Here is a 21,374-nt window from a genome sequence, read left to right on the forward strand (position 1 = left end):
TTCTACTTAGTGTTATACGTCGAAAACAGCAGAGTGAAACTCGGTATTTAACAAAATTTTAATACATTCATTGCGGATATTCTATGAACCATCCGGAAATTTTAATTAATCCATCTTAAAATCATTATTATTATGAAAAAAAACTCCCTCAAGGCATTGTCCTTGTCACTTTTTGCAGCATGCATTTGTGCTTCCAGTTTTGCACAAGATAAAGTACAGCAAAAAATTTATGGCGATAATGGTCAACCCTCATTAGTAGTCTTTAGTAAAGAGGCCTCTTATTCTATGCAAGATGTGAATGCGGTTTTAGCAGAACAGTTAAAGACAAGAGGTGGGGATAGCTTTTCCCAAATTAATTCTGAATCGGATAATATAGGTTTTGTTCATCAAAAGTACCAACAAGTATATAATGGTATTCCTGTAGAATTTGGAACGTATACCTTACATGGAAAAAATGGAAAGGTAGCTTCAATTAGTGGAGAATATTATGACTTAGAAGGTGTTAATACAAATCCTAAAATTAATAAGTTGCAAGGCTTTCAATCTGCAGTAAATCAAATAGGTGCCCAAAGTTATTTATGGGAAAATGCTGAGATGGCGGAACAAATGAATTATTCTAAACCAGCAGGGCAATTAGTTTTACTCCCTAATTTGGATGCTCAAGGAAAAGAAACGTCTAAAAATGCACAACTCGCTTATAAATATGACATTTATGCGACTCAACCAATAAGTAGAGGAGAGATTTATGTTGATGCTGTTACCGGTAAAGTTTTGTTTTATAATAGCATTATTAAGCACTTGGATGAACACGCCAACTCATCTAAAAATTTGGTAACTGTAGATACGGAGCACAGTGATAAAGCGGCAAATGCTTACAGAGCTACAGGTAATGCGGCGACAAGATACAGTGGTACAAAACAAATTACAACGCGCGTGGTGGGTTCTAGCTATGCTTTGAGAGACGATACACGAGGAAATGGAGTGAATACCTATAATAGTGGAAGACAACCGTCTTACCCATCTACCAATTTTACAGATGCTAATAATGATTGGACCGCTGCAGAATTTGACAATACAAATAAAGATAATGCTGCTTTAGACGCCCACTGGGGAGCAGAAAAAACATATGATTACTTATCTACCGTGCATTCTAGGAATTCGTACAACGGTTACTGGTGCAGCAATTAATAGCTGGGTACATTATGATGATGTAGCCGGTGGCTTAGGTTATGACAATGCCTTTTGGAATGGAAGTGTTATGACCTATGGTGATGGTTCGTCTAATGGTGCAGAAGGCAATGGCTATTTTGATGCTTTAACGTCTATAGATGTTGCGGCTCACGAAATAGGACATGCAGTAACAAGTAGTACGGCAAACTTAGCTTACCAAAGAGAATCGGAGGACTTAATGAAGGGTTTTCTGACATTTGGGGAGCAGCAGTGGAGCATTTCGCTAAAGGAAATGGAAATGATGCAGCACCATCAGCAGAGATCTGGTTAATTGGTGACGAAATTGATAGAAGAACGGGTTCTTCTGCCTTACGCTCTATGAGCAATCCAACATCTCGTAGTCAACCAGATACTTATGGAGGAACGTATTGGAAAAACCCAAATTGTGGAACACCAACACAATCTAATGATTATTGTGGTGTGCATACCAACTCGGGTGTATTAAACTATTGGTTTTACTTAAACGTAGCTGGTGGAACGGGTACTAACGATATAGGAAATGCCTTTAGTGTTTACGGTATTGGAATGACCAAATCTGCTAAAATTGCTTACAGAACCTTAACACAATATTTATCGGCTAATTCAACATTTGCAAATGCAAGAACTGGAGCCATTCAATCGGCGATCGATTTATATGGGGCTGGTGGTGCTGAAGAAATAGCAGTGACTAATGCATGGCATGCAGTAGGTGTTGGCTCAGCATACGGAGGCGGAGGCGGTGGAAGCAATTATTGTGCTTCTCAAAGTTCTAATGTTAATGATGAATATATTTCTCGTGTACAATTAAACACCATAAATAATGCGTCAGGCGCACAGTTTTATTCCGATTTTACTTCTGTTGCTACCACTTTGGCAAAAGGATCTACACACACTGTAACGATTACACCAACTTGGACAGGTACTAAGTACAATGAAGCTTTTGCTGTTTGGATTGATTACAATGGAGATAAAGATTTTAGTGATTCAGGAGAGTTATTAGGTACTGTAGCTCCAAATCAAAATGCGACCTCTAGCATAACGTTTACTGTGCCATCATCGGCTAGTGCAACGTCTACTAGAATGCGTGTGTCTATGCAATATAATGCGGTGCCAACAGCATGTCAGTCATTTACATACGGTGAAGTTGAAGACTACACCATTAATATCGGTGGAACAACTGCAGATACACAAGCGCCAAGTGCTCCAACGAGCTTAACGGCTTCAGGAATTACACAAACAACAACCAATTTATCTTGGACCGCGTCTACAGATAACGTAGGTGTAACGGGCTATGAAGTTTTTCAAGGTAGCAATAGCTTAGGAACAGTAACGGCAACATCCTCTAACATAACAGGTTTAACAGCAAATACTACGTATTCTTTTACTGTTAAAGCAAAGGATGCCGCTGGAAATGTATCAGCATCAAGTAATGCGGTGAGTGTAACCACATTGTCAGATACACCATCCGGAGGTTGTACAGGAGGTATTACGTCTTTCCCTTACGGAGAAAGTTTCGAAAGCGGATTAGGTGCTTGGACTCAAGCTACTGGAGACGATTTAAACTGGACACGTGACAGTGGTGGAACGCCTTCGTCAAATACAGGACCGGCATCAGGTTCAGCAGGATCTTGGTACATGTTTGTAGAAGCGTCTTCTCCAAATTATCCAAGTAAGAGTGCTATTCTAAACTCTCCTTGTTTTAATTTGAGTAGTGTCTCTAATGCTTTTTTCACTTTCGATTACCATATGTATGGCGCTAGTAATTTAGGAAGCATAGCGGTTGAGGCTAGTAATAATAGCGGTAGCTCATGGGCTGCAATCCGGAGTCAATCCGGAGCGACTCAAGGCAATGCATGGCAATCTGTAAGTTTAGATTTGTCAGCTTATGTTGGAGGTTCCGTGCAATTAAGATTCGTACGAATCACAGGAGATACATGGCAAGCAGATATTGCAATAGATAATGTGAAACTTTTAAATGCTGCGCCAAGCACAGACATTTGTGCTGGCGTTTCAGAATATGTGAGCACTCAATCTTATAGTACTGGAGATCGAGTAACGTACCAAGGTAATTTATTTGAAAGAACAGCATCAGGTTGGACGAACTTAGGTGCTTGTGGCACCACTTTAAACGCTGTAGTTGCAGTGGCCGTTAACTATCCGCCAAATGCTTTAGAAATTTCATTATATCCAAATCCAGTTGCTGGAAGCACCCTGTATGTTAAAACATCAGTAGCACGTTTGTCTTATACCGTGGTTAATATGTTAGGTCAGCAAGTGGCAAGAGGGACAACATCCGGAAATGGTGTGAATGTTTCGGGGCTTAAAGCTGGATTGTATTTAATTCAATTTGACATAAACGACCAAGTGATTTCTAAAAAATTCATGAAACAATAATTATAAGTCACTAACCAACTAATAATTATGTTTAAAGCCCAAGCGAAAGCTTGGGCTTTTTTAGTTTATAGAGGAAAGCTTTACGGTTAAAACCGTAATTTTTATGATATAACTAAATTTTTACTGTTGTTTATTAAGTTTTTTGATTTTATGCGTTAATATTTGTTAAAAAAGTGATAATTTAATTGAGATTTCACAATTAATCAATTAATCTTTTAAACCACCCTCATGAAAAAACTAGTATTATTAGCTTTTTTTATTTCTACATCGTTTGCTTTTTCACAAAGTAGATCACTGTGGCAAAAAAAGCTCCAGCAGCTGCTTCTCAAGTAAAACAAAGTAAAAAGAACTTGCCAACCAGCACAACTTACCATTTAAATTTTGAAGGTTTAAAGCAAGCCTTAATCAAAGCGCCTATAAGAGGCTCAGCCTCTAATAATTCTAATGTTATTATTGAATTCCCTAATGATCGAGGTGAATTTGAGCGTTTTAGAATCGTTGAAGCTTCTGTGATGCATCCCGACTTAGAAGCAAAATATCCAGGAATTAAATCGTATGCAGGACAGGGCGTAGATGATGCTTCCGCAAGAATCCGCTTCAGTGTTTCACCGCTTGGTCTACAAAGCATGAGGCTTTCAGCAGGACAGCCAGCTGCGTTTATTGAACCTTATACGATTGATGGCTTAGAATATACCGTCTACAAAAGAGAAGACAAAGCAGACACCTATGATAATTTTGAGTGCCAAGTTACAGATGCCGCTAATAAAGCATTGTTGGGGAATACTTCTACGTTAAGAAATGCAGATGATGCTATTTTAAGAACCTATAGATTAGCCGTGTCTACTACTGCAGAGTATACTATTTTTCATGGCGGTACAAAAGCATTAGCATTAGCAGCTATTAATACGACCATGACTAGAGTCAATGGTATTTTTGAAAACGATTTTAATGTGACCATGGTGTTAATAGCTAACACAGATGCGGTTATTTATACCAATGCATCTACAGACCCTTATGGCTCTACTTCGGGAGGTTTTAATAGTGCTTTACAAAACACGTTAACCAATGTCATTGGCGAAGCAAATTATGATGTCGGTCATTTATTTGCCAAGGCCTCAAATAATGGAAATGCAGGTTGTATAGGCTGTGTATGTGTAAATGGCCAAAAAGGTAGTGGATTTACCTCAAGGCAAGACCCAGTGGGTGATCCATTTGATGTAGATTATGTAGCTCATGAAATGGGGCACCAATTTGGAGGAAATCATACTTGGACGCATGGCGGAAATGAAGGGACTAATGTTCAGATGGAGCCTGGTAGCGGTAGCACAATTATGGGTTATGCTGGAATTACAGGCGCTAATACTGATGTTCAACAAAATAGTGATCCTTATTTTCATGCGATTTCAATACAACAAATAACAAATTACGTAAAATCAACAAGCTGTCAAACAAACACCAATACGGGTAACGCAGTGCCAACAGCCAGCGCTGGATCAAATTATACCATTCCAAAGGGAACCGCATTTGTATTAACAGGAGCCGGTTCTGATGCGAACTCGCAAGATGTGCTCACGTATTGCTGGGAGGAAATAGATGAGAATAACTCTGCGACTCAAAAGCCTAGTGTAACCGCTACTTCGGCCCCGCTTTTAGGTCTTATCTTCCATCTACCGATACTAAGAGGTATTTCCCTAGATTAGCGACCATTAAAACAGGCGCAACGGCTTGGGAGTGGGAAGCTGTGCCTAATGTTGCTAGAAGTTTAAATTTTAGGCTAACCGTGAGAGATAACAAAGCTGGAGGCGCCAATAATAATAGTGATGATATGGCAATAACCGTGAATGGTACTGCGGGGCCCTTTGTTGTTAATACGCCAAATACAAATGTCACCTGGAATGCGGGGACCACGCAGTCTGTAACGTGGAACGTTGCGGGAACAACAGGTAATGGTATAAATGCTGCTAATGTTGATATTTTTCTATCTATAGATGGTGGTAATACCTACCCAATTACTTTAGCAACTGGAGTGGCAAATGATGGATCGCAGAACATTGTAGTGCCAAATAACCAAGGCAATCAAAACAGAATAATGGTAAAAGGCTCGAATAATATTTTCTTCGATATCTCCAATAGTAATTTTACTATTGGAACTCCAGTAACTTGCGTTGCTAATGTTCCAGTGGGTTTAGCGGCTTCAAATATTGGGGCGTCAACAGCAACATTAAGTTGGACAGCAGTACCCGCTGCCACTTATGATTTGCGTTATAGAAAATGCGGAACAACAACTTGGACCACTAATGTGGTGACGGGAACGTCTTCAACCGTATCAGGATTAACGACTTTAACCACATATGAAGCACAAGTAAGAAGTAAATGTTCTAGTGGAAGTAATTCAGCATATAGTGCTTCAGTGAGTTTTACAACAACAGACGTCCAATTAAATTACTGTACTTCTGCAAGTTCAAATGTTAACGATGAATACATATCTAGGGTGCAATTAGGAACTATTAATAACATTTACGGAGCACAATTCTATTCAGATTTTACAGCACAATCTACAAATTTAGCCAAGGGGTCTGCTACTGCGATTACAATCACTCCAACCTGGACCGGTACTGTTTATAATGAAGCTTATGCCGTTTGGATTGATTATAATAAAGATGGTGATTTTACAGATGCTGGAGAGCAAGTGTTTTCTCAAGCACCAACGCAAGCCACGCCAGTAAGCGGTACATTTACAGTACCAAATACAGCGACGAATGGTACGACAAGACTGCGGGTTGCAATGAAATATAATGCGGCACCCACTTCATGTGAGTCTTTTCAATATGGAGAAGTTGAAGATTATACTGTTAACATTCAAGCGGGAGCAGGAGATACAACGGCCCCAGTAATTACATTAATAGGAAATGGAACCATTAACTTATTGGTTGGTGATACTTATAATGAACAAGGAGCTACGGCAACAGATAATGTGGATGGAAACATCACCTCAAGTATTGTCATTACCGGTAATGTCGATACATCGGTAGCAGGTACGTACACCATTACCTATAATGTAAGCGACGCGGCTGGAAATGCAGCCACGCCAGTGATAAGAACCATTAATGTTACCCAGGTGAGTTACGGATGTACTTCAGGCATTACCTCCTTCCCATACAATCAAGGGTTTGAAAGTGGGATAGGGGACTGGACGCAGTCTACGACAGATACTATTGATTGGACGGTAAACGCGAATGGAACACCATCTACAGGTACAGGACCGTCAAGCGCTTTTGAAGGCGTCAATTATGTTTATGTAGAGGCTTCTGTACAAGGTACAGGGTATCCAAATGCCCGAGCTATTTTAAATTCCCCTTGTTTTGATTTAAGTGCTGTTTCAGAAGCGACTTTCAGTTTTAAATACCACATGTATGGTGCTACAGATATGGGCAGTATAGCTCTAGAAGCGAGTACAGATAATGGAGGAACGTGGGCTTCTATATGGAGTCAAACAGGAAACAAAGGAAACACTTGGCAAAGTGCTTCTATTAACCTAACAACCTATGTTGGAGGTAGTGTTAAATTAAGGTTTAATAGAGTAACAGGAAGTACTTGGCAAGCAGATATTGCTATAGATGCTATAAAGATGACCGAAGGGGTTCCTGGAAATGGTTGCTTAGGTGGCATTACTTCTTATCCATACACTGAAGGTTTTGAAAACACCCTTGGTGCGTGGACTCAATCTACAGCAGACGATATAAACTGGACCGTTGATGCGAATGGGACGCCTTCATCTGGTACGGGTCCTTCAAGTGCAATACAAGGCACTTACTATATCTATGTTGAAGCGTCAGGGAATGGAGCGGGTTATCCTAATAAGCGTGCCATTATCACGTCTCCTTGTTTTGATTTAAGCGGAAAGTCTTCTGCTAACTTTAACTTTAGTTATCATATGTATGGCGCCACTAACATGGGTTCTATTGCCTTGGAAGTAAGCAACGATAATGGAAATACGTGGACGTCTTTATGGAACCAAACAGGAAACAAAGGAAATGCTTGGTTGAATGTTAGTGTAAGTTTATCTCCCTATTTAGCACAAAGTATTCAATTAAGATTTAACAGAGTGACAGGGAATACTTGGCAGGCAGATGTGGCTATAGATAATATTAATTTAACAACCGCATCAACAGTTCGTGGAGAGGTTATTCCGGAGCCTAATGAAGAAGGTGCGTTATTTAGTCTTAGTATTTACCCTAATCCCGTAAAAGGAGAGGTCTTGTATATTAAAACAACGTTAGATAACATCCCGTTTACGCTGATTAATATTACGGGACAGCAAGTAACAAAAGGAAAAATATCTACAGGTGAGCTTGATGTTTCAGAACTTGAAGCTGGTTTATATGTTATTCAGTTTCATGTGAATGGTACATTGGAAACCCGAAAATTCGTAAAAGACTAAACAAGAGTTTTCTTACTAAAATAAATAATTTCACAAAAAGTCTCAACCTAGGTTGAGACTTTTTTTTATTTATAAAAAGCTGAAAATTACGGGTTTAACCGTAATTGCCAAAAAAGTAAACCTAGTTTTCGTGTTGTTTATCGAAAAGGATGGAAAATTGTTCAGTTGTTGGCAAAGATTTAATAAATTAAATGGAGATATATTATCTTATATCTTAAAATATTAATTAATCCATAAATTATTACCATTATGAAAAACAGTTACAAATTGTTTTTGCTGCTAATTTTTGCAGTTCAAACGTCATTCTCCCAACACCAAATGGATGGCCTCGTTCAGAACTATTTTAATAGTATTTCTGAAGCATCAGATTCAAAAAAAGCAGATTTGGCAGAATGGAAAATTACCGATGTTGTTCCTTCTTTGAATCCAAAAATTCAACATGTTTATGTGCAACAGTATCATAACAACATCCCCATTCAATTTGCTAGTTACAAGTTAACGGTTAAGAATAATCAAGTGACTTGGAACATTGATCAGTTTATTACAGATATCGCGTCAAAAGCCAATGGAGCAACTCCCTCAATTACTCCGAGCAAGCGATATCAAAAACAATAGCTAAGCATCGTTTAAATAGTCCAACACTTAGGGGAACTAAAATTAAAAAGGATACTTATGAGTATAAAAACTCAGGAATAAGTGACGAGCCGATTACAGTAAAATTATTGTATCAAAAGGATAATGAACAACTAAAACTGGTTTGGAATGTTAATCTTTATCAAAAGAATGGACAACATTGGTGGAGTGAAAACGTAGATGCAAAAACTGGGCAAATACTTTATACTGAAGATTGGGTGGTTTCTTGTAATTATGAAGATCCGAATCATGAAAACCATAATCATGACCGAACGGCATCACCAAAATTAGAGCATATGAGGCCTTTACATTATGAAGAAAGATCAGTTACTAAAACTCTAGTAGGTGGTGGGTCTTATAACGTGTATCCTTTAGGTATAGAAAGTCCTAATCACGGCAACAGAACGATAGTTACCGATCCTGCGACTGCTTTAGCTTCTCCCTATGGATGGCATGATACGAACGGTAGTTCCGGAGCAGAATTTACAATAACTAGAGGAAATAATGTATGGGCACAAGAAGACACGAATGGAAATAATGGAACAGGTGTTTCTCCTAATGGAGGGAGTGCCTTAAATTTTGATTTTACATTAAATTTAAACAATAGTCCGTCCACTTTTTTACCAGCGGCAACAACAAATTTATTCTATTGGAATAATATCATGCATGATGTGTTTTATCAATATGGATTCAATGAAGCTTCGGAAATTTCCAAGAAAATAATTATGGTAAAGGGGGTGCTGGCAGTGATTCTGTAAATGCAGATGCTCAAGATGGAAGTGGAACAAATAATGCAAATTTTGCTACACCTCCGAGATGGAAGTAATCCAAGAATGCAAATGTTTTTATTTACAAATCCTACTCGAGATGGTGATTTAGACAATGTTATTATCGCTCATGAATATGGTCATGGCATTTCCACGCGTTTAGTAGGGGGGCCAAATACCAATGCGTTAGGCGGATCGGAGCAAATGGGAGAAGGCTGGTCAGATTGGTTAGGTTTAGTACTTACCATCCGACAAGGAGACGATAGGAATACAGCCCGTGGTGTTGGGACTTACGCCATAGGTCAACCCACAACAGGTGCGGGTATTCGTCCGACAAGATATTCTACTGATTTCGCAGTGAATGGCACAGATTATACTGATGTACCAAGTCTTGTCGTGCCTCATGGTGTAGGCTATGGGTTTGCTACGATACTTTGGGATATGACTTGGGATCTTATTGATCCGGAAGGGTATGATTCCAATTTATATACAGGTACTGGTGGAAATAACATAGCCATGGCTTTGGTTATAGAAGGACTAAAAAATACGGCAAACAATCCAGGCTATGTTTCCGGTCGTAATGGTATTCTTCAAGCGGATCAAGACCTCTATGGAGGACAATATAATTGCTTAATTTGGGATGCTTTTGCAAAAAGAGGTGTTGGCGTAGATGCCGTAGAAAACACTAACGGAGGTACAAATACAAATAATGATCAAATAGCATCTTTCACTAGTGCTTGTGATGATCCAACACCAATAAATTGTGAGTCTACAATTGCAAGTTTCCCATACAATGAAGGTTTTGAAAATACTTTAGGCGCATGGTCTCAAGGCACAGGAGACGATTTCGATTGGACACTTAGAACTGGAGGCACACCCTCTAGTAGCACAGGTCCTGCAGGAGCATTTGAAGGAACACATTACATTTATGTAGAGGCTTCCAGTCCAAATTTTGGAGGGAAAACAACACTATTAAATTCACCGTGTTTTAATTTATCTGGTGTGGCCAATCCAACCGCGAATTTTCATTATCAAATGACTGGAAACTCTGTTGGAACCATTAGGCTAGAAGCGAGATTAGATGCTGAGCAAACCTGGACAGAAGTGTGGTCTAAAACAGGAGATCAAGGTGCCGCATGGGTAAGTGCAAATGTCAGTCTGCTGGCATATGCTGGAGAAACAGTACAATTACGATTTAGAGCAACGACTAATACCTCTTGGCAAGGAGATATTGCTATCGATGCATTTAGTCTTACCACTACCAATCCGGATACGCAAGCACCAAGTGCTCCTTCAGGCTTATCCGCTTCGGGAACTACGCAAACAACGACCAATTTATCTTGGAATGCATCAACAGATAACGTTGGTGTTACAGGCTACGAAGTTTTCAGAGGGAGTACAAGTTTAGGTACAGTAACGGCAACCACATTTAATGTAACAGGCTTAACGGCAAGTACAACGTATTCTTTTTCTGTGAGAGCTAAGGATGCTGCAGGGAATGTGTCAGCCCCAAGTAATAACTTGAGTGTGACGACATTATCAGTCACCCCTCCAGGAGGCTGTACTGGTGGCATTACGGCTTTTCCATACAATCAAAGTTTTGAGAGTGGATTGGGCGGTTGGACTCAAGCAACAGGAGACGATTTGAACTGGACCCGTGATAGTGGTGGAACCCCTTCCTCTAACACAGGACCAACATCAGGTTCGGCAGGATCTTGGTATGTATATGTAGAAGCCTCTTCTCCAAATTACCCGAGTAAGCGGGCTATTTTAAACTCACCTTGTTTTAATCTAAGTTCTGTATCTCAAGCTAATTTCACTTTTGATTATCACATGTATGGCGCCAATGATTTAGGAAGTATTGCTGTAGAAGCTAGTAATAATAACGGATCAACCTGGACAACTATTTGGTCTCAATCCGGTGTTTCACAAGGAAATGTTTGGAAATCTGTTAATTTAGATCTCTCAAGTTATGTTGGAAATAGTGTACAATTACGATTTAATCGTTTAACAGGTAATACTTGGCAAGCAGATATTGCCATTGATAATGTCGGTGTATCTTCTACAGGCGGGCCACAACCTAGTTGTTCTAATGTGACGCTTTCCCTTACGTTTGATAATTATCCAGGAAGAAACGGCATGGTCTATTGTAAATGGATCGGGAACGACTGTTGCCTCCGGAGGCACCTATGGATCTCAACCAGATGGCTCAACGATTAACATTCCTGTTGGGTGTTTAGACGATGGATGCTATGACTTTATCATAACCGATACTTATGGAGATGGTATTTGCTGTTCGTATGGTAATGGATCATACACATTAACTAATGCTGATACGGGTGTTGCTTTAGCTTCCGGAGGAGCCTTTGCAAGCTCTGAGACCACTAACTTTTGTTTAGCAAGTTCAGGTTTTGCTTCGGATTTACTTCAGTGTCTACTAGTGCAAATAATTTAGACCAACACTTTAAATTATATCCAAACCCTGTTGAAGAAGAACTTAGGGTGTCATTGGTTGGTTTTAAAGCACAAAGTTTTGAAATTAAAAATATGTTAGGACAAACTGTAATTAAAGGGAGTTATAGCAATACTATTGATGTTTCAAAATTAGAATCGGGCATGTATATCATACAGCTAAATATTGGAGAGAAAACCAAAATGAAAAGATTTATTAAAGAATAGTTAAAATCCACTAAATAACATCTAATCATGTTTAAAGCCCAAGCGAAAGTTTGGGTTTTTTTTTAGTCCTAAATTTTTAAAAAAATGTTTGTGAAATATAAAGAAAGAGACATTAAATTAAGGGGTTAAATTTATTGAGTATTTAGCTTAATCGTAGTCCAGGGATCCCAAATCTTTTTAAGAAGGTTATTATAGACCATAGAATTAACACTCTGCTCTATGATGTTAAACAAATCGTACTTTTCACCAAGAAGTTCAGAGTAATTGTTTAATTCAGTATGAAGCCTTAGCGCTTTTTTATTTCTTAATTATTCACTAGATATATCAATTAAATACGTAATAACAGGAAATGGTACCCCTATTGTTTTTACCTAATCATTCAGGGCATATTATCTAATACATAGTGCGTTAAGGAACAACCAATAGCGCGCTTTTATTTTAGCAATCGGCAAACAAGGTTTAGTTCTTCACAAACACATCTAATGCCTCAATTCCATGGGCTTTAGCGTAATCATTTGCTCCAATAGTATTAAATTCACTGGAGTCATAATCTAGAGTGATTTTCCATTGTCCAACTTCTTTTTTCAGTATCACATGAAATTGGCCGTAATAGGCTTTTTCATTACTCTTATCTTCATGTACAATAAGCTTATAAATACCTCTTTCACTAGCTATCGAATCGTTATTAATACGTTCAAAGAAGCGTAATGAAATGTTATTGGTACTGTTGTTTTTTTTAGCATCTTTAAATCGTTTTTTGTAATTGCTAATATATGTATTGTAATCTAATATGTTTTGACCATTTGAGATACGTATTAAGGCTTTAGAATGAATTTGCGCCATTAGTGTATAATCTAAAGTCTCGAAGGCTTGATAGAATTTTTGCCACGTGGCATTGATGTCTTTTAGATTGTTTCTTGTTTGAGCGTCACTGTGTTTTGTGAATAGGATTAAAAACAGCAGTGCTAACGTGAATTTTTTAATCATAACTAAAATAAATTTTTCAGACGCTAAATTACTAAAAATTAAAGTCTTATAGCTCCTATTATGAACATGTGTCCCAGCGCGCTTAAATATCTTGTTTTTGTTTGGTGCCAGCTTCTAGTTTTTCACTAATTCCTTGACTATGATCCTTAAATGTTTTAGAGGATTGCATTAAAAGTGATAAATGATTAGTATCAACCTCCCTTTCTTGACATCATATACAATATTTGCTATTACTGTACAGATAAATTTTTAGCAAAGGGGGCTTAAATTTTGAATTTTGGTTTAGTATTGTTTGACAAACTAAATCAAGAACAGGTAATCGTTAGCATTTAAAATTTTTAAAAGGGATAGCCAATTAGACTATTAAGAAAAATATATTTATTGCATCCATTTATAGTTAAAATTGGTCATTGAACGATGGCGATGTGCTAAATCCATTAAAAAAAAGATTGTTTTACATTCTGATTATGAATTGGTTAAATTATATTTTATATTAGAGTACGCTATTAATAATATGGTTACGCTATTTGTAAAATGTAACGTTATTGATCTTTAAAGTCACCAATATCTGCTATTTAAAATCGTTGCTTATTTGTTTTATCACCTAATAAATAACGACGTTTAGAATTTAATCGATGTATAACCATCGAAAACTATTTCTGTTAAGGCTTAATAATTAAACACACTAATTATGTCCTTTATAGATACAGCATTTTCAAATTTATATTTTTTAGGTGTTTTATCGGCGACAATAGCTGTGGTTTTGTCTCGCAAAATATTTCCCGCTATAATTTACCTTTCGAACACGAAGAACCTCATGGATGTTCCAGGAGAAAGAAGTATGCACACTCATAAAACGGCGACTTTGGGAGGTGTTGGTGTTTTTATTACTTTCTCTCTTACGCTTATCCTTTTTGGACTAATCGTTAAATTAACTGTCACAGACTTTGCACAACTCATTTCCTTGCTTTTTGGAATCATAATATTGTTATTTCTTGGAATTAAAGACGATCTTTTGGTTTTATCGGCACAAAAGAAACTTGTTGGTCAAATAATAGCTGCATCCGTTGTTGTAATATTAGGGGAGGTTAGAATTTCTAGTTTAGGAGGTCTTTTAGGTATTGGAGAGCTTGCACCTATTGTTTCTGTTATTTTTACAATTTTAACCTTTGTTTTTATTATTAATGCTTTTAATCTTGCAGATGGGATCGACGGTTTGGCTGGCTCAATTGCTATTCTTTCTAGCACCATTTTTGGAATTTATTTTTTAGTGAATTCTAATTACCTAATGGCTTTGGTGTCTTTTATCTTAATTGGATCCTTAATTAGTTTTTTGTATTTCAATCTGTCTAAGGATCACAAGATTTTCATGGGAGATTCGGTTCAATGTTTATAGGTTTTTTACTAGCCTTTCAAGGCATTATTCTTTTAGGTATGAACGAGCTAGAGACGACAATTTATGCCTTTAGTAATGTTCAAATCGTTGTATTATCCGTACTGGCTTTTCCTATTTTAGATACTACGAGAGTGTTTGCTGTAAGACTTAAACAAGGGCGGAGCCCATTTATTGCAGATAGAAATCATATACACCACAAATTATTGAATTTAGGGTTTAGTCATATAAAAGCGACCTTATTAATAATCTATGTCAATGTTATCGTTATTACATCTGCTGTTTTTGTGGATTACCTTGATTTCAATATTCACATTCAGTTGCTAATAGTGTTTACATTAGCGCCCCTAGTGTACCTTTCGCCTTTTCTTGTTGGAGAAAATAAAAAAATTGTGCGCCGGAGAACTCCTAAGTTACTTAGTAAAAAAATGACCAGTATATTACCAGATTAAAATTTAATTTTTAAATAGATCATAACGCTGTACATTACATAAATATGACCTTTGTAGAAGCAATTGATATTTCTTATTGCCTTTATAACGTGCCATCTCAACTTAATCACGCCCCCTGTGCTAAAAACGCTCAACCTAAAAAATAATAAGGAACTACCAAAACTCGTGAGTGTTTTGCTCGATCAAGCATTTATGAGTTTGACAACCTTACTAACAAGTATTGTTTTGGCGAGAACATATACCAAAATAAATTATGCCGATCTGGTTCTGCTTTTTTCTATTACAATCTTTACATTGGGTTTCCAAAGCGCTATTATTTCTAAACCTTATGCTATAAGTCTTAATGATTTTAAAAAGCATCAAATAAGGAGTTATTTTCAGTTTAATTTGAATTTAAAAATCGCTTTTACTATAGGTGTTATAGTAGTGTTTCCACTATTATATTATATGTTATTTGATGCTTGGTACACTTCTCGGTTTCTGCTGTTTCTTTTTTACATTCTAACACACTCTTCTTATTTTTTTGTTAGAGAAACCTTATTAAGTGAACGCAAAACGAAACAAAATCTCACCTATGGGCTAGCCTGTTCTGTGAGTTTAATGGTGTTACTATTTTTTATTTTTTTCAATAAATTACAAGATATTCAAATTTTTATAGGAATTGCCAGTATTATATACGGTGGTATTGCCTGTGTCTATTTTATTAAAAATTTTCAATGGATTAATGGTATAAGAAAACAGTACTTCGCGTACTGGAATATGAATTGGACCCTTGGAAAATGGTTATTGGGGTCGAACTTTTTGTTTCATATTAGTTCTAACATTTATCCATGGCTATTATTGTATATCACGACAAAAGATGACATTGCTGTTTTTGGTGTTTTAATGAGTATCGCGGGGTTGGTAAACCCCGTATTGACCGCTTTAAGTTCCTATTTATTACCAATATTTGTTAAGATGAATAAGAATTTTAAGAGCATTGACCAAAAGTTAAAATTATGGGTTGTCTTTTTTATGGGTGCTGCCGTGGTACTTGTACTTATTGGATATTTTATCGGACAACAATTGATCGCATTGCTTTTTGGCTCGAAGTATGGAAATTTAGGTCTCATTGTGCTTTACCCTTTTGTTGTTCAGGCAATAACCATTGTTTTTCAACCTTACAAAATAGTACTCAACGCGATTAAGAGAACGGATGTCAATTTCTCGGATTCTCATACCAAGAAGTATCATTTCAGTAGTATTGGGCTATTTTTTTATTACTAAATTTGGATTGTATGGCGTATTTTATACCATGATGATTGAAAATCTATTTTATCAAGTGTCGTATTTCATCATGTACAAACGAATTACTAATAAGTATTTGACTTATGAATAAGTTAGAAACAAAAGTATTGTCTATCTCCTTTTTTATTTACTTGACATTAGTCATTATGAATTCTATTGGTTTCATTAGCGTAATTGCTTCTATAGGGAGTGTTGGAAAGCTTTTGTTCTGTTTAGTATTTATTGCAGGGACCATTATGTTTACAAATAAAGGAAAAATAAATATTACCTTTTCAAGGGTTAAGGAATGGATTTTTATTATTGTTTTGCTACTAATATTCTCCGCATATTTTATGCTATCTACCAGTACGCGGGTTAACTTATTGCCAAACTTAGCCTTCCCTGTTTATTTCGTTTTTTATTTTCTAATTATAAAATTACTAATTAGGATAAAAAAAAATAGAGCGGGTATAAATGTGAAGCAATTGGTAGAGTTCAATCTACTGTCAATCTTTAGAAAAACGTTATTTGTCAATTTTGTTTTCTCGGTTTGTTTTAGCGTTTGCACGTGGTATAAATATGTATGAAGATGATGGGGGTTTTGGGGGCTTTTATCAAGATGAGATACATTTCGGCTTTTTTGTAGTCACGGGCTTTCTTTTATCCTTTTATTTTCGATTTAATAATCTTGTCCGAGACACTTCTATTTTTAACACATCCTTGCTTTTAGTTTATGGAGGAATCGCTTTGTTTACTTCCGGAAATGCGTTTCTTATTATTCTTGTGGTGTTAATTTATTATTTTATTATCTCAATGGTAAAAAATAGATTTTATAAAGTCATACTATTCACATTAACGTTTATTGGGGTTAATATTAGTTTAATGTTTCAAGATTTTTCAGAATTGGATTTAATTTCTTTTACCTCCGGAAGATATCAAATATGGTCCCTAGCTTTAGAAAGTATGTTTACTAATAATCTGCTATTATTCGGCAATGGATTGTTCAATTTAAACGATGTAGTGCTTAGTCAAAATAAATATATAGGCTTCTATTATTTTGATAACCTTAAGTCTTTGTCATTCCATAACTCATATATCGAACTCTTAGCTGGCGGAGGTATTTTTGTGTTGCTCTTTTTCTTCATTATTATCAGGAATACCTGGAAATATCTTAATAGAGTCAATAGGAGCATCTTGGTGGGCATTCTCGTTGGAGCGACCTTTGAGAGTTTTTTAGTACAACCCTTTATGTTGATCTCTATTTTGCTGTATATTATAATTATTTTGAATAATACTGAAATAAAATTTCAATGGAAACAAGCGTTTACTAATACTGAACCGGAGCGTCCTACACAGGTAGTAGATTATCCTATCGAATAAATTATAAGAACAAATGGAAAAAATAAATGTTGCTATGGTTTGCAAATTAATGCCCTATTACCGGTTGGGTGTTTTTCAAAGTCTTAGTACTATTACAGAAACTTACGAGTTTAGTTTTTTTGGTGATACTAAAGAGCAAGGTGGTATAAAACAGATTCCATTTTCGTATGCAACGGCCGGAGGTGAAGGGCGGATTCGATGGATTAAAACCGGAAATTACTTTTATAAACCAGAACGTCTCTTATGGCAAACAGGTATTATCAAAGAAATATTTAGATCCAAATTTAAGGTTTTCGTGTTTGAAGGTGCTTTGGCCCATTTACCCATCTCGGTTATTTGCACTGCTTTGTAAACTCTGTGACAAAAAAGTGGTGTTTTGGACGCACGGTAATAGAGGATTAGACAGAGGCATCAAGAAATTTCTAAGGGTGATTCTCTTTAAATGGCTTGGGGATGGTTTATTTCTCTATGGTCATTTTCAACGGAACCTCATGATCGAAGACGGTTACGATCCTAATAAACTTTTTGTTATTTTTAATTCATTACAGCCGGAAAAGCAATTTAAAATATTAAAGGATATATCGAACGGTTCATCTCAAGATAATAATAAGGCACTATTTCAATCGGCTAATAATTTCACCTTAATATTTATTGGTAGACTCGTTGATTCTAAAGGGGTAATGAATATATTAAAAGCAATGAAATCACTTAAAGACGCCTCTATTTTAGTCAATTGTATTTTTATTGGGGAGGGAGAAGAAAAAGAAAAAATGCAAACGTTTTGTATTCTAAACGAGCTTAATACCCAGGTGTATTTTGCAGGGGCTTTGTATGATGAAGAAAGTATAGCACCTTATTTTGTGAAGGCCGATTTAATGATTTCTCCTGGTAATGTAGGTCTCAATTGTATTCATGCGCTAGCGTACGGTGTTCCTGTGTTGACTCATAATAATTTTGTGTATCAAAACCCGAAGTAGAAGCTATTGTCGATGGCAAAACAGGTATTTTTTACCAATATAATGCTATGGACGATATGCTTCATAAATTAAAATATTGGATGGAAAATAACATTTCTAAGAGTAGTAATACTCGTGACTGTCAACAGGTCATTAAAACTCTTTATAACCCATCCCATCAAGCGCAATGTATAGTTTTAGGCCTAAATACTATATTAAATGGAAAATAAACCGCTACATACATTAGTTTCTGCTTTTGCCTGCGGGCCTCATTGGGGGTCAGAAATTGGGATGGGCTGGAATTGGGTGATTAGCACCAGCAACTTTTGTCAGCTAACGGTGATAACCGAACTGGGTTTTAAAAAAGATATTGAGGCTGTGCTTCCTGATTTAGAGATTAAATTCCCGCCAAAATTTTACTATATAGATATTGGAGCACGGGGGCGAAAATTATTTTGGAAACAGGGTGCCGCAAGCTTTTATAGTCACTACAAAAGGTGGCAAAAAAAGGCCTATGTGCTCGCAAAAGAATTGTTAGAAAAGGAAGATTTTGATGTCATCCATCAATTGAATATGATTGGATATCGTGAGCCAGGTTATCTCTCGGAAGATTCAAGGAAAGCCATATATTATTGGGCCAATAGGAGGATACAACCAATTCCCGCAATCTTATTTTTCAATTTTAAATACTAAAGACAAGCTATTCTACTTGGCTAGAAACATTATAAACAAGTTTCAAATGCATTTTTTAACACGACCACATAAAGCTTATAAAAAGGCGAAAGTCGTGATTCTTGCAACCCCTTCCGGACGGGAAATTGTATCGAAATATACTAAAAAAGAATCCATCATATTGCCTGAAACAGGCGCGCATAAAGTACCAATGAGTCTTAAAACGTATCGTGATAAGGAGAAGTTGGTGCTTGTTTGGTTGGCTTAATTGCAGGACGAAAAGCGTTACCAATTGCTTTAAATGCTATTGCTAAATCTAAACATAGAGACAAAGTGATTTTGAATGTTATTGGAGAAGGTCCTAATACAGAGCAATCGAAAGCCCTTATAGAGAGATTGGGCTTAAACAATGTCCATTGGTTTGGAGTAAGACCCAATGAAGAAACAAAACGAGAAATTTCAAAAGCTGACCTGTTATTTTTTACTAGTTTACTTGATGCAACTAGCACTGTTATTTTTGAAGCATTACAAGCTAATACTCCAGTGATGTGCCATGATACCTGTGGTTTTGGAGCGGTCATTGACGCCACTTGTGGCATTAAAATACCTCTCATTAACGTTTCAAAAAGTATTAAATTATTTAGCCAAGAGATTGACAAACTCATTGAAAATCCTACAAAAATTGAGGCATTAAAACAAGGCTGTCGTCCGAAGGTTGAAGCCTATTATTGGAATGAAAAAGGAAAAAAACTGTATAATATTTATAAAGAATGCTTAGTAAAATAAAAAGATATGTTGTTTTGATAAGAGATTGGTATTTAGTTAACTTTAAATACAAAAACATTCAGATTGGTAAACATTTTCACAGCGGCAAAGGCGTGAACATGTGGGCAAAAAACGGCATTACCATTGGAGATAATTTCTATATAGGCCGGTATTCTCAAATTGAATGTGATGCGAGCATAGGTGATAATGTCATTTTGGGAAACTATGTGGCTTTCGTTGGAAAATACGATCATAAGTACACAGAAATAGGTGTCCCAATACGTTTGGCTTCTCAAATTAGGGACGATGATTATAGCTGGCATGGCTTAACCTCAAAAATAGTGGTGAATAACGATGTTTGGATAGGGTATGGAGCTATTGTTATGTCGGGGGTTACTATAGGAAAGGGATGTATTATCGCTGCCGGAAGTGTCGTTACTAAAGACGTAGAAGATTATGCTATAGTGGGTGGAAACCCTGCGAGAGTTTTAAAAAAAAGATTCAGTAATGAAGAAATAACGGCGCATGAAAAAATGAGGGGGGGCTTGGGCATTAATTAAAGTTGTGCCCGCGTCTTTTAAGGAAAAAAAAACAGATATTAAATGTATATATTATGAAAGCTTTATTAGGTTTTAAGGTCTTTGATGGCTCGGTTGAGGATATCGATTTGAGCACAAATCGAATTATTAACACCATCAATCCGCATAGTTATTGCATGACTAAAAAGGATGAAGAGTTTAAACAGGTTCTAAAGAATTCTGATATTTTACTACCAGATGGAATTGGGATTGTATGGGCATCAAAAATGCTTCATAAACAAAGCATAAAAAAAATTGCTGGTTTTGATATTTTTCTTTTTTTAATGAAACATTTAAATGCTACTGGTGGCTCTTGTTTTTTTTTAGGAGCATCCCAGGCAACATTGGCGTTAATTAAGGCTAAAACAGCCAGAGAGTTCCCTAATGTAACGGTTAACACCTATTCACCACCATACAAAAAAATATTTAGTAAAGAAGACAATAACCTGATGATAAAGAACGTGAATGCCCATACACCAAATGTCCTTTTTGTGGGCATGACTGCACCAAAACAGGAGAAATGGGCATATGAACATAAAGTGGTTTTAAAGGCCGATATTATTTGCTCCATTGGAGCCGTATTCGATTTTTATGCAGGCACAGTTAAAAGACCTAGCGCTTTCTGGATTAACTTAGGCTTGGAATGGCTTCCGCGGTTTTTAAAAGAACCCAAACGTCTTGCAGAAAGAAATTTGGTGTCTACCCCTAAATTTGTGTTCGAGGTGATTCGACATAAGATAAAAGGTTGACTTCTAGCCGACAAACAGCATAGAAAGCAGTCCAAAATACGCCAAAACGGTCA

The 21,374-nt window shown here is 36.6% G+C and carries 19 protein-coding genes and 3 pseudogenes; 21 read left to right on the top strand and 1 reads right to left on the bottom strand.

From position 1 onward, the window contains the following. Nucleotides 1-132: 132 nt before the first annotated feature. From N7U66_RS13360 to N7U66_RS13400, 9 genes and pseudogenes are all read left to right on the top strand, one after another. The gene (locus N7U66_RS13360) at nucleotides 133-1,188 is read left to right on the top strand and encodes a hypothetical protein (RefSeq protein WP_267675754.1); all 1,056 of its coding nucleotides are present in this window, start codon (nucleotides 133-135) and stop codon (nucleotides 1,186-1,188) included. Continuing rightward, a complete protein-coding gene (locus tag N7U66_RS13365; protein ID WP_267675755.1) occupies nucleotides 1,127-1,501 on the top strand; it encodes a gluzincin family metallopeptidase in 375 nt (124 codons plus the stop codon). The genes N7U66_RS13360 and N7U66_RS13365 overlap by 62 nt, the downstream gene beginning before the upstream one ends. After that, nucleotides 1,441-3,603: a M4 family metallopeptidase gene (locus N7U66_RS13370; RefSeq protein ID WP_267675756.1), complete on the top strand. Its 2,163-nt coding sequence runs from the start codon at nucleotides 1,441-1,443 to the stop codon at nucleotides 3,601-3,603. Before N7U66_RS13365 ends, N7U66_RS13370 begins: the two co-directional genes overlap by 61 nt. A gap of 296 nt (nucleotides 3,604-3,899) precedes the next feature. Continuing rightward, a complete protein-coding gene (locus tag N7U66_RS13375; protein ID WP_267675757.1) occupies nucleotides 3,900-5,303 on the top strand; it encodes a reprolysin-like metallopeptidase in 1,404 nt (467 codons plus the stop codon). Between the two features lie 80 nt (nucleotides 5,304-5,383). Beyond that, nucleotides 5,384-8,044 carry a GEVED domain-containing protein gene (locus tag N7U66_RS13380; protein WP_267675758.1) on the top strand — a complete coding sequence of 887 codons (2,661 nt, stop codon included), beginning with the start codon at nucleotides 5,384-5,386 and terminating at the stop codon, nucleotides 8,042-8,044. Nucleotides 8,045-8,293: 249 nt separating this feature from the next. Further along, nucleotides 8,294-8,659 (top strand): hypothetical protein, encoded by a 366-nt coding sequence (locus tag N7U66_RS13385; RefSeq protein WP_267675759.1) that lies wholly within the window; start codon nucleotides 8,294-8,296, stop codon nucleotides 8,657-8,659. Between the two features lie 314 nt (nucleotides 8,660-8,973). Next, nucleotides 8,974-9,503: pseudogene (locus N7U66_RS13390) on the top strand (M36 family metallopeptidase). Next, nucleotides 9,478-11,664 (top strand): M36 family metallopeptidase, encoded by a 2,187-nt coding sequence (locus tag N7U66_RS13395; protein ID WP_267675761.1) that lies wholly within the window; start codon nucleotides 9,478-9,480, stop codon nucleotides 11,662-11,664. The pseudogene N7U66_RS13390 and the gene N7U66_RS13395 overlap by 26 nt, the downstream one beginning before the upstream one ends. A gap of 210 nt (nucleotides 11,665-11,874) precedes the next feature. Beyond that, the gene (locus tag N7U66_RS13400) at nucleotides 11,875-12,123 is read left to right on the top strand and encodes a T9SS type A sorting domain-containing protein (RefSeq protein ID WP_267675762.1); all 249 of its coding nucleotides are present in this window, start codon (nucleotides 11,875-11,877) and stop codon (nucleotides 12,121-12,123) included. Between the two features lie 459 nt (nucleotides 12,124-12,582). On the opposite strand, the gene N7U66_RS13405 is transcribed toward N7U66_RS13400, so the two are convergent. Beyond that, the gene (locus N7U66_RS13405; protein ID WP_267675763.1) at nucleotides 12,583-13,110 is read right to left on the bottom strand and encodes a hypothetical protein; all 528 of its coding nucleotides are present in this window, start codon (nucleotides 13,108-13,110) and stop codon (nucleotides 12,583-12,585) included. A 691-nt stretch (nucleotides 13,111-13,801) separates the two neighbouring features. Between N7U66_RS13405 and N7U66_RS13410 the strand changes: the two genes are divergently transcribed. From N7U66_RS13410 to N7U66_RS13465, 12 genes and pseudogenes are all read left to right on the top strand, one after another. Then, nucleotides 13,802-14,506 (top strand): MraY family glycosyltransferase, encoded by a 705-nt coding sequence (locus N7U66_RS13410; RefSeq protein ID WP_267675764.1) that lies wholly within the window; start codon nucleotides 13,802-13,804, stop codon nucleotides 14,504-14,506. Beyond that, complete coding sequence (locus N7U66_RS13415) at nucleotides 14,497-14,955, top strand: hypothetical protein (RefSeq protein WP_267675765.1); 459 nt, start codon at nucleotides 14,497-14,499, stop codon at nucleotides 14,953-14,955. Before N7U66_RS13410 ends, N7U66_RS13415 begins: the two co-directional genes overlap by 10 nt. Before the next feature lie 117 nt (nucleotides 14,956-15,072). Continuing rightward, on the top strand, nucleotides 15,073-16,221 hold the full coding sequence (locus N7U66_RS13420) for a lipopolysaccharide biosynthesis protein (protein WP_267675766.1): 1,149 nt from the start codon (nucleotides 15,073-15,075) through the stop codon (nucleotides 16,219-16,221). Nucleotides 16,222-16,749: 528 nt separating this feature from the next. Then, nucleotides 16,750-17,601, top strand: a complete 852-nt coding sequence (locus tag N7U66_RS13425) for a hypothetical protein (protein WP_267675767.1) — start codon at nucleotides 16,750-16,752, stop codon at nucleotides 17,599-17,601. 13 nt (nucleotides 17,602-17,614) lie between these two features. Continuing rightward, entirely contained in the window at nucleotides 17,615-17,953 is a 339-nt protein-coding gene (locus N7U66_RS13430; protein ID WP_267675768.1) for a hypothetical protein, read from the top strand. Between the two features lie 19 nt (nucleotides 17,954-17,972). Further along, nucleotides 17,973-18,578 carry a glycosyltransferase gene (locus N7U66_RS13435; protein WP_267675769.1) on the top strand — a complete coding sequence of 202 codons (606 nt, stop codon included), beginning with the start codon at nucleotides 17,973-17,975 and terminating at the stop codon, nucleotides 18,576-18,578. Between the two features lie 198 nt (nucleotides 18,579-18,776). Then, the gene (locus tag N7U66_RS13440; RefSeq protein ID WP_267675770.1) at nucleotides 18,777-19,250 is read left to right on the top strand and encodes a hypothetical protein; all 474 of its coding nucleotides are present in this window, start codon (nucleotides 18,777-18,779) and stop codon (nucleotides 19,248-19,250) included. Between the two features lie 46 nt (nucleotides 19,251-19,296). Further along, the gene (locus N7U66_RS13445) at nucleotides 19,297-19,497 is read left to right on the top strand and encodes a hypothetical protein (protein WP_267675771.1); all 201 of its coding nucleotides are present in this window, start codon (nucleotides 19,297-19,299) and stop codon (nucleotides 19,495-19,497) included. Continuing rightward, nucleotides 19,485-20,015 carry a glycosyltransferase family 4 protein gene (locus tag N7U66_RS13450; protein WP_267675772.1) on the top strand — a complete coding sequence of 177 codons (531 nt, stop codon included), beginning with the start codon at nucleotides 19,485-19,487 and terminating at the stop codon, nucleotides 20,013-20,015. Before N7U66_RS13445 ends, N7U66_RS13450 begins: the two co-directional genes overlap by 13 nt. Nucleotides 20,016-20,113: 98 nt before the next feature. Continuing rightward, nucleotides 20,114-20,212, top strand: a pseudogene (locus tag N7U66_RS13455) (hypothetical protein); the annotation flags it as partial. 123 nt (nucleotides 20,213-20,335) lie between these two features. Beyond that, nucleotides 20,336-20,512 (top strand): annotated as a pseudogene (locus N7U66_RS13460) (DapH/DapD/GlmU-related protein); the annotation flags it as partial. Between the two features lie 95 nt (nucleotides 20,513-20,607). Continuing rightward, nucleotides 20,608-21,321 carry a WecB/TagA/CpsF family glycosyltransferase gene (locus N7U66_RS13465; RefSeq protein WP_267675773.1) on the top strand — a complete coding sequence of 238 codons (714 nt, stop codon included), beginning with the start codon at nucleotides 20,608-20,610 and terminating at the stop codon, nucleotides 21,319-21,321. Nucleotides 21,322-21,374: the final 53 nt, after the last annotated feature.

Origin of the sequence: Lacinutrix neustonica (genome assembly GCF_026625145.1) — a bacterium.
Classification (GTDB): domain Bacteria; phylum Bacteroidota; class Bacteroidia; order Flavobacteriales; family Flavobacteriaceae; genus Lacinutrix; species Lacinutrix neustonica.

What these genes read in the sequence shown, in the direction of transcription:
- N7U66_RS13360 (WP_267675754.1), top strand. Translation starts at nt 133, where the DNA reads ATGAAAAAAAACTCCCTCAAGGCATTGTCCTTGTCACTTTTTGCAGCA.
- N7U66_RS13365 (WP_267675755.1), top strand. Translation starts at nt 1,127, where the DNA reads ATGATTACTTATCTACCGTGCATTCTAGGAATTCGTACAACGGTTACT.
- N7U66_RS13385 (WP_267675759.1), top strand. Translation starts at nt 8,294, where the DNA reads ATGAAAAACAGTTACAAATTGTTTTTGCTGCTAATTTTTGCAGTTCAA.
- N7U66_RS13405 (WP_267675763.1), bottom strand. Translation starts at nt 13,110, where the DNA reads ATGATTAAAAAATTCACGTTAGCACTGCTGTTTTTAATCCTATTCACA.
- N7U66_RS13410 (WP_267675764.1), top strand. Translation starts at nt 13,802, where the DNA reads ATGTCCTTTATAGATACAGCATTTTCAAATTTATATTTTTTAGGTGTT.
- N7U66_RS13415 (WP_267675765.1), top strand. Translation starts at nt 14,497, where the DNA reads ATGTTTATAGGTTTTTTACTAGCCTTTCAAGGCATTATTCTTTTAGGT.
- N7U66_RS13430 (WP_267675768.1), top strand. Translation starts at nt 17,615, where the DNA reads ATGGAAAAAATAAATGTTGCTATGGTTTGCAAATTAATGCCCTATTAC.
- N7U66_RS13440 (WP_267675770.1), top strand. Translation starts at nt 18,777, where the DNA reads ATGGAAAATAAACCGCTACATACATTAGTTTCTGCTTTTGCCTGCGGG.
- N7U66_RS13445 (WP_267675771.1), top strand. Translation starts at nt 19,297, where the DNA reads ATGCATTTTTTAACACGACCACATAAAGCTTATAAAAAGGCGAAAGTC.
- N7U66_RS13465 (WP_267675773.1), top strand. Translation starts at nt 20,608, where the DNA reads ATGAAAGCTTTATTAGGTTTTAAGGTCTTTGATGGCTCGGTTGAGGAT.